General features: G+C 62.8%; 11 protein-coding genes. 5 read left to right on the plus strand and 6 right to left on the minus strand.

The genetic code is table 11. The features are described from left to right. Positions 1-66 precede the first annotated feature (66 nt). Complete coding sequence (locus TM49_RS14265; protein ID WP_045682217.1) at positions 67-1359, minus strand: ABC transporter substrate-binding protein; 1293 nt, start codon at positions 1357-1359, stop codon at positions 67-69. A 41-nt stretch (positions 1360-1400) separates the two neighbouring features. After that, a complete protein-coding gene (locus tag TM49_RS14270; protein WP_045685264.1) occupies positions 1401-2486 on the minus strand; it encodes an ABC transporter ATP-binding protein in 1086 nt (361 codons plus the stop codon). A 240-nt stretch (positions 2487-2726) separates the two neighbouring features. On the opposite strand from TM49_RS14270, the gene TM49_RS14275 reads away from it, so the two are divergent. Continuing rightward, positions 2727-3440, plus strand: a complete 714-nt coding sequence (locus tag TM49_RS14275) for a GntR family transcriptional regulator (RefSeq protein WP_045682219.1) — start codon at positions 2727-2729, stop codon at positions 3438-3440. A gap of 4 nt (positions 3441-3444) precedes the next feature. Here TM49_RS14275 and recQ read toward each other — a convergent pair whose 3' ends face one another. Beyond that, a complete protein-coding gene (gene recQ / locus TM49_RS14280) occupies positions 3445-5286 on the minus strand; it encodes a DNA helicase RecQ (protein WP_045682221.1) in 1842 nt (613 codons plus the stop codon). A gap of 131 nt (positions 5287-5417) precedes the next feature. Here recQ and TM49_RS14285 point away from each other — a divergent pair, with 131 nt between their 5' ends. Together TM49_RS14285 and TM49_RS14290 are read left to right on the plus strand one after the other, a co-directional pair. Continuing rightward, entirely contained in the window at positions 5418-6212 is a 795-nt protein-coding gene (locus TM49_RS14285) for a DUF1295 domain-containing protein (RefSeq protein WP_045685266.1), read from the plus strand. Between the two features lie 3 nt (positions 6213-6215). Then, a complete protein-coding gene (locus TM49_RS14290) occupies positions 6216-6734 on the plus strand; it encodes a hypothetical protein (protein WP_045682223.1) in 519 nt (172 codons plus the stop codon). Here the strand turns inward: TM49_RS14290 and TM49_RS14295 are convergent. Genes TM49_RS14295 through TM49_RS14305 form a run of 3 tightly spaced genes read right to left on the minus strand, consistent with a single transcriptional unit; the run spans position 6731 to position 10084 of the window. After that, complete coding sequence (locus TM49_RS14295; protein ID WP_045682225.1) at positions 6731-7942, minus strand: SAM-dependent methyltransferase; 1212 nt, start codon at positions 7940-7942, stop codon at positions 6731-6733. The two genes, TM49_RS14290 and TM49_RS14295, sit on opposite strands and share 4 nt — an antisense overlap. After that, complete coding sequence (locus TM49_RS14300) at positions 7911-8723, minus strand: DUF1365 domain-containing protein (protein WP_045682227.1); 813 nt, start codon at positions 8721-8723, stop codon at positions 7911-7913. The genes TM49_RS14295 and TM49_RS14300 overlap by 32 nt, the downstream gene beginning before the upstream one ends. Next, entirely contained in the window at positions 8720-10084 is a 1365-nt protein-coding gene (locus TM49_RS14305) for an NAD(P)/FAD-dependent oxidoreductase (RefSeq protein ID WP_045682229.1), read from the minus strand. Before TM49_RS14305 ends, TM49_RS14300 begins: the two co-directional genes overlap by 4 nt. 235 nt (positions 10085-10319) lie before the next feature. Between TM49_RS14305 and TM49_RS14310 the strand changes: the two genes are divergently transcribed. Next, positions 10320-10868 carry a sigma-70 family RNA polymerase sigma factor gene (locus TM49_RS14310; protein WP_342021363.1) on the plus strand — a complete coding sequence of 183 codons (549 nt, stop codon included), beginning with the start codon at positions 10320-10322 and terminating at the stop codon, positions 10866-10868. Continuing rightward, complete coding sequence (locus TM49_RS14315; protein ID WP_045682231.1) at positions 10865-11533, plus strand: ChrR family anti-sigma-E factor; 669 nt, start codon at positions 10865-10867, stop codon at positions 11531-11533. Before TM49_RS14310 ends, TM49_RS14315 begins: the two co-directional genes overlap by 4 nt. Positions 11534-11535 lie beyond the last annotated feature (2 nt).

The following is an 11535-nucleotide window of genomic DNA, read 5'->3' on the forward strand; positions in this document are numbered from 1 at the left end:
CCCCCTCAAGGGGGGGATCGATTGGAATGCAACCGCGAGGGGAGCGGCGAACCGCTCCCATGGTCATCACGAAGCGATGAACTCGTTCCAGCGGCGGACCATGTAGCGGTCTTCGTCCATCACCGAGTTCCAGCAGGCGACGTGGCCCATGCGTTCCTCGAACGAGCCGCCGTCGCGCACCGCGCCGGTCTTTTCCATGACCTGGCCTTCCGGCGAGAGGATATCCTCGGTCGCGGGCTTGCCCTCGATCCAGTAGCCCCACTCGTTGTCGGACATGAACTTCTTGGCGGTGTCCATGCAGGCGGAGTAGTAGCCCTGGCGGTTGAGGTAGGCACCGACCCAGCCGGAGAGGTACCAGTTGATGTATTCGTAAGCCGCATCCAGCTGGGCGCCTTCCAGATGCGAGGCGAGGCCGAGGCCGCCGCCCCAGGCACGATAGCCTTCCTTCAGCGGCTGATACTTGCACGGAATGCCCTTGGCGCGAACGGCCGCGACGGCCGGCGACCACATCGACTGGATGACGACTTCGCCGGACGACATCAGGTTGACGCTCTCGTCGAAGGTCTTCCAGAAGGCACGGAACTGGCCGTCCTTCTTGGTTTTCATCAGGAATTCGATCGTCTTGTCGATCTCTTCCTTGGTCATGTTGCCCTTGTCGCCATATTTGATCTGGCCATCGGCTTCCATGATCATCGCGGCATCCATGATGCCGATCGACGGGATGTTGAGGATCGAGGTCTTGCCCTTGAAGGCCGGGTCGAGAATATCGGCCCAGGAATTGATCTCGCGGCCGACGAGATCGGGGCGGATGCCGAGCGTGTCGGCGTTGTAGATGGTCGGAACCATCGTCATGTAGCCGGTTGGCGCGTCGGCGAAGGTCTTGTCGCCGGGGGCGTTGACGAAGCCGACGGTGTGCGGGGCCGTGCCCTGGGCGATTTCGCTGTCGGGCGTCAGCTTGCCGGTTTTGAACAGCGGCACGATGTCATCGTAATAGGTGAGCTTGGAGACATCCATCGGCTGGATGACGCCGGTGGCCCAGATCTTCTTCAGGATCCAGTATTCGATGTCGGCGATGTCGTAGGAGTTCGGCTGGGTTGCCGCGCGCTGGGCGGCGGCGTCCGAATCCATCGCTGTCATTTCGAGCGTGATGCCGAGATCTTCCTTACATTTCTGCGCCACCGCATTGATGTTCGAAACGCCGGTGCCGAACTGGCGCAGCGTGATCGGATTCTGCGCCCAGATGGTCGGGAAGCCGGTGATCACGCCGGAGCCGATGGCAGCACCCGTGGCGGCGGCGGTCGTCTTCAGAAGCTTGCGGCGCGTGAGGCCGCCCTTGGTCTTTTTCGTAGCATCAGTCACGTCTGTTCTCCTTGCTAGAGGTAACCGGTTGAATTCGATTATTATTTTTGTTGTCCGAGGATGATCGCGTCATACGGGTTCCAGTGCACGGAAACCGCTTCCCCGACGCGAACGGGGGTCTCGAAGAAACGGCTGTCGGAGAGGATCACAGTAAAACCCTCCACGCCGGCGCCGTTCATGATCAGCTTGACCGTCGAGCCGAGATATTCGACCGTGGCCACGATGCCGGTGAAGCCGAGGCCCGGTTCTTCGGTCTTGCCGATGCGGATATGGTCGTTGCGCACCGCGACATCGGCCTTTTCTCCGACCTCCGGCGCGCGGCCGATGGCCGCGAACGTGCCGCCTTCGGCCGCCTCGAGCATGATCCCGGCGCCGGTCTTCTCCTTGACCTTGCCGGAAATCACATTGTGGTCGCCCATGAACCGGGCGACGAAGGCGGTCGCCGGCTTCTCGAAGACTTCGCGTGGCGTTGCCGCCTGCTCGATCCGGCCGTCGTTCATGACGACGATCAGGTCGGCGAGCGCCATCGCCTCTTCCTGGCTATGGGTCACGTGGACGAAGGTGATGCCAAGCGAGGTCTGCAGCTTCTTCAGTTCGGCGCGCATCTGCACCTTGAGGAAAGGATCGAGCGCAGAGAGCGGTTCGTCGAGCAGCAGCGCTTCCGGATCGGTTATCAGCGCGCGGGCAAGCGCCACACGCTGCTGCTGGCCACCGGAGAGCTGTGCCGGCCGGCGTTCGGCATAAGGCTCAAGCTGCATCAGCTTCAGCATGTCGAGCGCCTGCTTGCGGCGCTCTTCCTTGCCGACGCCTTTCATCTTCAGGCTGAAGGCGACGTTTTCGACAAGGTCGAGATGCGGGAACAGGGCGTAGGACTGGAACATCATCGCGGTGCCGCGTCGCGCCGGGGGCAGGTCCGTGACGTTCTTGTCGCCGAGCAGCACATCGCCCTTGGAGATGCTTTCGTGGCCGGCCAGCATGCGCAGCGTCGAGGTCTTGCCGCAGCCGGACGGGCCAAGCAGGCAGCAATAGGTGCCGGCGGGTATCTTCAGGTCGATGGCATCGACAGCGGTCGTATGGCCGTAAATCTTCGATACGGCAATGATCTCGATCGCGGCGGCTTTGGTCATGCGCGGTCCCCTGTTCGTTGCAATAAGCCATGCATCAACCGTGCCAAATTGACGCGATGACGGTAGGCGATTGTTTTTGAAAACGAATTTCTCACGGATGTATCGCACGCCAGTGTCGCGATATTTTGCATGCATAAAAAATCAGCATTGCATGCAATCAAAAGGTCGTATTGTGTGCACGGATATCGGTAGAGGGTTTGCAGCCTTTTCAAATCGCCGCGGCCGGAGTACAAGAGCCCCATGGAACAGAACATTTCTATCGGCCCCTCAATCGACTCCAATCATGAAGACCGCGCGCGCGCCATTCGCGATTCGCTGCGCGATGCGATCGTCGATCGCAGGCTTGCTCCCGGCACGCGCCTGCCGGAGGCCGAGGTCGGAACCCTGTTCAGCGTCTCGCGCACGGTGGTACGCTATGCGCTGCAGATGCTGGCTTTCGAAGGCTTGGTTCAGAGTGAGCGAAACAAGGGTGCTTTTGTATCCAATCCATCGCCGGAAGATGCTCGCCAGGTGTTTGCCGCGCGGCGGATGATCGAGCCGGGGATCGTTGCCGCCGCCATCAAGCGCATCACGCCGGCCGACATCGCCAACTTCCGCGAACAGCTCGCCGAAGAGGATCGCCACAAGAGCCGGCGCGGGGTCGAGGCCAAGCGCGCCGAGATCAAGGCCTCCGGCGATTTTCATCTGCTGCTGGCCTCCGTTGCCGACAACGCGATCCTGCAGAAGTTCATGAGCGAGCTCGTTGCGCGTTCGTCCCTGGTGATCGCGCTCTACGGCCGCTCGGGCGTCTCGAGCTGCGGCCATTCGGAGCACGAGGATATTCTCGACGCCGTGGAAGCCGGAGACCGCGAACGCGCTACGACGATGATGCTCCACCACCTCGACCTGATGGAAAGCGATCTCGACCTCAGGCCCCGCGAAGGGCTGACCCTGAAGGACGCGCTGGCGATCTGACGTCCTAGCCGTGGCTGCGGATCACCGCCAGAAAATCCTCGCCGAAGCGGGCGAGCTTGCTGTTGCCGACGCCGGAGACCTGCAGCATGTCTTCCGGCGTTTCGGGACGCTCGGTCGCGAGCGCAATCAGCGTCGTATCGGGGAAGATCACATAGGGCGGGACCGACAGGTCCTTCGCCAGCGCCGTGCGGGTCGCGCGCAGTGCCTCAAACAGTGACTGGTTTTCGGCCGAAAGTGCGGCCTTGGCCTCGCGCGAACGGGCAGAGGAGGCCGATTTCGCCGCCTTGCCGCGGGTCGGCCGGTCTGAGCGGAAGCGGATGGTGCGTTCATGCCGGAACACGGCGCGCGCTTCCGCTTCCAGTTTCATCGCGCCATAGGCCTCGTGGTCGACGCGGATGAGCCCCATGGCCAGAAGCTGGCGGTAGACCGATTGCCAGGTCTTGACCGGCAGGTCGCGGCCGGCGCCGAAGACGGGCATGGAATTGTGGCCGAAGCGTTCGGTCCGTTCGGTCTCGTTACCGGTGAGCACATCAATGACGTGCCCGGCACCGAAGCGTTCGCCGGTGCGGTAGATCGCCGCAAGCGCCTTGATCGCGGCTTCCGTGCCCTCCCAGGTGTCGACCGGCTTCAGGCAGGTGTCGCAATTGCCGCACCCGCCGGGATGGGCCTCTCCGAAATGGGCAAGCAGCGCCTGCCGCCGGCATCCTGCTGTCTCGCAGATGCCGAGCAGGGCGTTCAGCTTGGCGCGTTCGACGCGCTTGATTTCCTCGCCTGCGGTACCCCGCTCGATCATCTTGCCGCGCTGGACGACATCGGCCATGCCATAGGCCATCCAGGCTTCAGACGGCAGGCCGTCGCGGCCGGCGCGGCCGGTTTCCTGATAGTAGGCTTCCACCGACCCTGGCAGGTCGAGATGAGCGACATAGCGGACATTCGGCTTGTCGATGCCCATGCCGAAGGCGACCGTGGCGACAAGGCAGAGTTCTTCTTCCTTGAGGAAGGCATCCTGGTTGGCGTCGCGGTCTTCGCGGGTCATGCCCGCATGATAGGGCAGGGACGGGATGCCTTGCCCATTCAGCCACTCCGACGTTTCATCCACCTTGGCGCGGGAAAGGCAATAGACGATGCCGCTTGCGCCCTTGTGGCGGTTGAGGAATTCGAGAAGCTGGCGGCGGGGCTGGTCGCGCTCTACGATCTCGTAGGTGATGTTTGGCCGGTCGAAGGAGGTGGTGAAGACGGCAGCGTCCTCAAGCCCGAGCCGCGCGATGATGTCCTCGCGGGTGTGCGGGTCGGCGGTTGCCGTCAGCGCCATGCGCGGCACGCCGGGAAAGGTCTCGCGCAGCGCGTCGAGCGCGCGGTATTCCGGCCGGAAGTCATGGCCCCACTGCGAGACGCAATGGGCCTCGTCGATGGCGAACAGAGCGATCTCGACATTTGCCATCATCTCGCGGAAACCGGGGGTGGCGACCCGCTCGGGCGTCACATAGAGAAGATCGAGCGTGCCGGCGTCAAGCGCGCGGCGGACAGCGCCGTAATCTTCCCGCGAGATCGACGAGTTCAGTGCCGCTGCATTGACGCCGAGCTGCTTCAGCGCCTCGACCTGGTCTCGCATCAGCGCGATCAGCGGCGAGATCACCACGCCGACGCCAGGGCGGCAGAGCGAGGGCACCTGATAGCAGAGCGATTTGCCCGCACCCGTCGGAAACAGCACCACCGCATCACCGCCGGCAACCACCTGTTCGACCACCGCCTGCTGCTTGCCGCGAAAGGCCGGGTAGCCATAGACGGACTTGAGCACGGCGAGCGGTTCGCTGGGAGCGGTGAAAAGCGGATCGGTGAGGGACATCGGGACTCCTTGCTGGGCATCCCATTATGGCAAATGCCGCCCGTGCAGGCGAGAGCGCCGGGCCGATTTTGCGGGGAAAGACGATCCACGCCGGCATGGGCTGCGTTGAGAAGGAAAACACAGGAGGTCACATGTCCCTTGCCATTCTTCTCATCCTGTTTGTCGGTCTTTGTGCCGGCATGGCGATTGCCTGGGCGGTTCAGCGCTCGACGGGAAACAGCGGCTGGATCGACACGATCTGGGCGGCGCTCTGCGGTATTGCCGGGCTTTTCGTCATCATCGCTGCGGAGGATGGCAATCCGGGACGCAAGTGGTTCGCGGGGCTCATTGTCGGGATCTGGGCCGTGCGCCTTGCGGGCCATATCGCGATGCGCTCCTCCGGCAAGAAGGACGACCCGCGCTATGCGGCGCTGATCGAAAGCTGGGGCGACAAGGCATCAATCAGGCTGTTGTGGTTCCTCGAGATCCAGGCCTTTGCCGCCTTCGTGCTGGCGCTCTCGATCTATGCGGCGATCCTCAATCCGGCGCCGTTCCCCGGCGTGCTCGATCTTCTGGCGCTGATCGTCGCGCTCGTCGCGATTGCCGGCGAGGGGACGGCCGACTATCAGCTTTCGAAGTTCAAGAAGGAAAAGCCGGTCGGCAAATCCGTTTGCGACATCGGTCTGTGGAGCTGGTCGCGGCACCCGAACTACTTCTTCGAGTGGTTGTGGTGGTGCGCTTGGCCGCTGGTCGCCTACGCCGGCTTCGAACGCGGTTGGATCGGCTTCCTCGCCTTTCTGGCGCCGGTGATGATGTACTGGCTGCTCAACCATGTCTCGGGCATCCCCTATCTTGAGGAGCACATGGAAAAGACCCGCGGCGAGGCGTTTGCCGCCTACAAGCGCCGCGTCAGCGCCTTCTTCCCCCGACCGCCGCGGCAGGAGTGATCGATGAGCGGTAGCGAAGACAGGCTCACATCGGCGGCGGGGTCCGTGGCTCTGCTGATGGTGCTGAACAAGCCGGTCTACCCGATCTATGTCTGGTTCCTGGCGAACAGCATGTTCCATGCATCGCTGATTTCGCTGGCATCGCTCTGGCTTTACATTGCCGTCTGGCTGATGGCGCGAGGCGGGATCGGTCTGAAAGCGCGGGCAGGGCTGGTGATCACCGGCACGTTGGACACGATCGTGATTGCCATCGGGCTCGGTCCGGGCAGCGGCGCGCTGTGGTTCCTGTTTCCGTGCCTGATGCTGGCCGCGAGCCTGTTCTACGCGGAAGAGAAATGGCTGTCGCGGACCATGGTCGCCGCCGTGTTCGTGGCCTTCATCGCGTTGCTCGGCCGCTATGGCAACCCGCCGGTGGATGACGCCGCGTTGCGCAATCTCTTCGCGCTCAACGTCTCCGGTGCGGCGGCACTTGCGGCCTTCATCGCGCTGCGGTTTCCGCGCATTGCCGCAAACAGACGCTAGACTGCCGGCTTGTGCAGGTGAAACTGGGCAACATCGATATTGCCGGCGTTGAAGCCGCTCGCGCAATAATGCAGGTAATAGCGCCACATCCGCCGGAAACGATCATCGAAGCCGAGCGGCCGGATTGCCTCCCATTCGGCAAGGAAGCGTTCTTCCCATTCGAGCAGTGTGCGGGCGTAGTCGCGACCGAAGGCGAAGAGTTCGCGCACCTTCAGCCCGGCCTCGCCAGCGCATTTCGAAAAACTCTCGAAGGAGGGCAGCATGCCGCCGGGGAAGATGTAGGCCTGGATGAAATCCGGGTTTCGGCGGTAATGGTCCAGGCGATGGTCCTCGATCGCGATCGACTGGATGACCGCGGTGCCACCGGGGGCGAGCCTGTCATGGACGGCATCGAAGAAGGTCGGCCAGTTCTCCTCGCCGACGGCTTCGAACATCTCGATCGAGACGATCTTGTCATAGGTGCCGGTGCAGTCGCGATAATCCTCAAGACGGATGTCGGCGCGATCGGACAGGCCCTTTTTCGCCAGCCGCTCGCGGGCATACTTCGCCTGTTCTTTGGAAAGCGTCAGTCCGGTGACATGACAGCCGGTGACGGCCGCAGCCCTTTCCGCAAAGCCGCCCCAGCCGCAGCCGATCTCCAGCACCCGGTCCTCGGGCCCGATCTGCAGCCGGGCGATAATCCGGTCGTACTTCGCAAGCTGGGCTTCCGAGAGCGAGCGCTCGCGCCCCTCGTAGAGCGCGGATGAATAGGTCATCGTCTCATCCAGCCAGCGTTCGTAGAAGGCGTTTCCGAGATCGTAATGGAAGGCGATGTTGCGCTTGCTGCCGGACTTGGTGTTACGGCGCAGGCGGTGACGGAAGCGGGAGAGGGCGGTGAACACGGTCGAGGACGAGAGCACCGCGTCGAGGTGGTCCTCATTGACGATGGCAAGTTCCAGCAGCGCCGAAAGATCAGGGCTCTCCCAGTCGCCGTCGATATAGGAGCGGGCAAAGCCCAGGTCGCCATCGGTCATCAGCCGGAACAATGGTCGGGCGTTGCGGAGCGTGATCTCTGCCGTCGGGCCGTCCGCACTGCCGGTCACGGTCGCACTGCGGCCGCCGGGGAAGTGGAGCGTCAGCGTACCGATCCGGATGCGGCTCGCCATGCGCACGACCATGCGCTGCCAGAAATTGAGATCACGCTTGGGTTCGTTCTTCGATCCGTTCATAGGCCTCGTCTTCCGCATGTCTGCCGCCGGCTACGACGCTCCGCACACGCGCCGCCGCCGGCGTGTGTCTGAAAAACGGAGCGCCCTTCAGCACAAGCCGGAGCGCTTCAAAATGAATACCCGCAAAAATCTTCAGCGTCATCAGCGGGTAACGCAGAAAAGCGTGGAGCAGGGTCCGGTCGGTCAGCGCCTGCCGCTTGCCGGCAAAGCCTGCATAGAGCAGCGGCCCCTCAGGATCGGTCTCGTTGATGCGCACGGAGACGGCGTCTTCAGGCGGGCTGATCGCGAAATGATAGACGCAATCCATCGGCATGAAGGGCGAGACATAGAACTGCTTTTCGGCCGACTGCCGCACCGGCCGGATATCGTCCTTCACCGGGATGATATAGGTGAATCGCTCCTTGAAGGTGTTGCAGACCTCATAGAGGATGCCGACCAACCGGCCATCGTCGCCATAGCAAAAGAAGACCGTCAGCGGATTGAAGACATAGCCGAGAATGCGTGGATAGCAGAGCATCTCGACGCGAACTGCTTCAAGACCGGCGCTTTCCAGTTCGCCGAGCGCCCAGGCCTTGAGATCGCCGCCGGTGAGACTGCCGTGGTCGCGGTCGAACAGGCTGAACAGCGCGAAGCGGTTGTGTGCAAAGAGCTTCAGCCGCCGGTCAAGCGCCGGCAGTTCGTCGAGGTCGATCAGCAGCGAAAACACCCGGTAGGAAAGCCGGTGCTTTTTTGGTCGGTGGCGCTGATGGATGACCTCGCCTCTGAAGATTCCTGATCTCATTCGGCCGCCAAACGTTTGGTTGCGGGAATGAATATCCTGCCCGATTCGTTTTCGACCTGCCAGGGACGGCGCACGCCGGCGATCGCTTCCGCCACCGCCAGGCCGGATTGCAGGCCATCCTCATGGAAGCCGCTGCCGAAATGGGCGCCGCAATACCAGACATTGCCGCGGCCCTGGATATGCCAGAGCGCGCGCTGCGCCTCGATCGCTTGCCGGTCGAACAGCGGGTGGGTGTAGCAGAAGCAATCGTGGATCTTGCCGGGATCGATCGCACGGGCCGGATTGAGCGTGACGAACAGCGGGTAGCGCTCGTCGATCGATTGCAGCCGGTTCATCCAGTAGGTCACGCAGAGTTGCGGCTGGCCTGAGCTTCTGTCCTCCAGGTAGTTCCAGCTCGACCAGACCTTCCGCCGTTTCGGCATCAGCGACGCGTCGCTGTGCAAAATCGCGTCATTGTAGCTGTAGCGGAAGGAAGAGAGCAGGTTGCGCTCCTCGTCGTCGGCGTGGGCGAGCATCGACAGGGCCTGGTCGGCATGGGTGGCGATGACGACATCATCGAATCGCTGCCGTTCGCCGTTCTCCAGGGTGAGCCAGACGCCGTCCTCGCGACGGTCGACGGCCTTTACGGGCGTGGAAAGGCGCAAGGGACCGCTGAGGTCGAGCAGGGCCCGCTTCACATATTCGCGGCTTCCGCCGGTGACCGTGCGCCATTCCGGCCGATCGGCAAGAGTCAGCAGACCGTGGCTTTCGAAGAAGCGGGTGAAGGCGAGGAGAGGGTAGGCCCGCATCTTGTCGGCCGTCGTCGACCAGATCGCAGCCCCCATCGGCAGGATATGGTCCTCGACAAAGCGCCGCGAATAGCCGCGCGCGTCGAGATAGTCGCCAAGCGTCAGCGCATCGGCCGCGCTGTGGTTGGCGACAAGCGGTGCCTCGCGGTAGAAACGGAAGATGTCGTAGACCATCCGCCAGAAGCTGAACCGCAGGATATTGGACTTCTGCGCCAGCATCGTCGCGATATTGGTGCCGCCATATTCGAAGGCGCCATCGTCGAGCGAGGCCGAGAACGACATTTCCGAGGGCTGCGTCTTGACGCCGAGATAATCGAGGAAGGCTGTCAGGTTCGGATAGTTGCGCTCGTTAAAGACAATGAAGCCGGTATCGACCGGGACGCTTCTGTCGGCGAATGTCGCAACGGCCGTATTGGAGTGACCGCCCGGCCGGCTGTCGGCCTCGAAGAGGGTCACCCTGGCCGTCTTGCTCAGCAGCCAGGCCGCTGAGAGCCCGGAAATCCCCGAGCCGATGACGGCGATTTCGGCCGAAGCCCGGTGGCGTCTGAATGAACGATCTGGCCTGAATTGCATGCCTTTGAGCTCTCCCTGTTTCAAGTCACTCTACGCTTTGGCTGAAAGCGCGGATTGAAAAGCGGAAAAATTTGTTAGAACCTCAATCCGGAGGGCGGCCTGGCGCGTAACGTTCATCATGTTCGAGCTTGTCCAACCCTCACGACCCCGCGTCGCACGCCTGCGTCCTTCCGGACGCATGCCGCGTGTGACGCCCATTGGAATGAAAACCGCGAAGGGCGGACGCTTGGACGAAGTGACATCATCGGAAATGACCCGATGCCTCATCCGTGTGGGTGAGGCGCGGGACCGCGCGGCCTTCGAGGCGCTCTTCCGTCACTTCGGGCCGCGCGTCCGAGCCTATATGCTGAAGCGCGCTTTCGACGTCGCGCTTGCCGACGAATTGATGCAGGAAACGATGATGACCGTCTGGCGCAAGGCCGGACAGTTCGATGCCGGCCGCGGCAATGCCTCGGCCTGGATCTTCACCGTCGCCCGCAACATCCGCATCGACAGCCTGCGCCGATCGCGCCGGCCGGAATTCGATCCCGAGGATCCGGCACTGGTGCCCGAGGCGCCGGCGGCGCCCGACCAGAATTTCGAGGACGGCCAGGATGCCGAGCGCATCCGCGTCGCACTCGCCACGCTGCCGAGCGAACAGGCCGAACTTCTCAGAATGTCGTTTTTCGAGGAAATACCGCACAGCATGATTGCAGAAAGGATGTCGCTGCCGCTTGGAACCGTGAAATCGCGTATCCGGGCAGCGTTTTCAAAATTGAGATATGCGCTTGGAGACGAACGATGACCGTTTCCGCAAGACACCACGTCAGCGACGACCTGTTGCTCGAATATGCCGCGGGCAGCCTCAGCGAAGGCTGGAGCCTCGCTGTTGCCACCCATCTTGCCTATTGCCCGGACTGCCGCAAGCGGCTTTCGATGATGGAGGCGGCAGGCGGCGCTCTGCTGGAAGACATCAAGACCGATGAAGCCGATGTCGATGATGCCTGGGCCACCATGCTCGGCCGGCTCGACAGCGATGATACGGAGGATCGCGAGCCGGTTGCGGCGGTGCCGGCTGATGCAAAGGCCGATGTCCCCGAACCGCTGCGTTCCTATCTCGGCGGGGCACTTTCTGATGTCCGGTGGAAGCGGCTCGGGGTCGGCGCCCATCAGTATCTCGTGCCCACCGGCGACACGGCCGTGACCGCAAGGCTTTTGCGGGTGCCAGCCGGAAGTCCCCTGCCGGAGCACAGTCATGGCGGCCGCGAACTTACGCTGGTGCTGACCGGAAGCTTCGTGTCGGAAGGCGAGACCTATGCGCCGGGTGATCTAGAGGAGGAGGATGACGAAACCCTGCATCAGCCGGTGGTGACGCCCGATGCGGAATGCATCTGCCTCACCGTCACCGACGCCCCGCTGCGCTTCAGTAGCCGGCTGATGCGCATCGTCCAGCCGTTTCTCGGGATCTGAGG

This window comes from Martelella endophytica (genome assembly GCF_000960975.1).
GTDB classification, from domain to species: Bacteria; Pseudomonadota; Alphaproteobacteria; order Rhizobiales; family Rhizobiaceae; genus Martelella; species Martelella endophytica.

What these genes read in the sequence shown, in the direction of transcription:
- TM49_RS14315 (WP_045682231.1), top strand. Translation starts at nt 10,865, where the DNA reads ATGACCGTTTCCGCAAGACACCACGTCAGCGACGACCTGTTGCTCGAA.
- TM49_RS14275 (WP_045682219.1), top strand. Translation starts at nt 2,727, where the DNA reads ATGGAACAGAACATTTCTATCGGCCCCTCAATCGACTCCAATCATGAA.
- TM49_RS14295 (WP_045682225.1), bottom strand. Translation starts at nt 7,942, where the DNA reads ATGAACGGATCGAAGAACGAACCCAAGCGTGATCTCAATTTCTGGCAG.
- TM49_RS14300 (WP_045682227.1), bottom strand. Translation starts at nt 8,723, where the DNA reads ATGAGATCAGGAATCTTCAGAGGCGAGGTCATCCATCAGCGCCACCGA.
- TM49_RS14305 (WP_045682229.1), bottom strand. Translation starts at nt 10,084, where the DNA reads ATGCAATTCAGGCCAGATCGTTCATTCAGACGCCACCGGGCTTCGGCC.
- TM49_RS14270 (WP_045685264.1), bottom strand. Translation starts at nt 2,486, where the DNA reads ATGACCAAAGCCGCCGCGATCGAGATCATTGCCGTATCGAAGATTTAC.
- TM49_RS14285 (WP_045685266.1), top strand. Translation starts at nt 5,418, where the DNA reads ATGTCCCTTGCCATTCTTCTCATCCTGTTTGTCGGTCTTTGTGCCGGC.
- TM49_RS14290 (WP_045682223.1), top strand. Translation starts at nt 6,216, where the DNA reads ATGAGCGGTAGCGAAGACAGGCTCACATCGGCGGCGGGGTCCGTGGCT.
- recQ (WP_045682221.1), bottom strand. Translation starts at nt 5,286, where the DNA reads ATGTCCCTCACCGATCCGCTTTTCACCGCTCCCAGCGAACCGCTCGCC.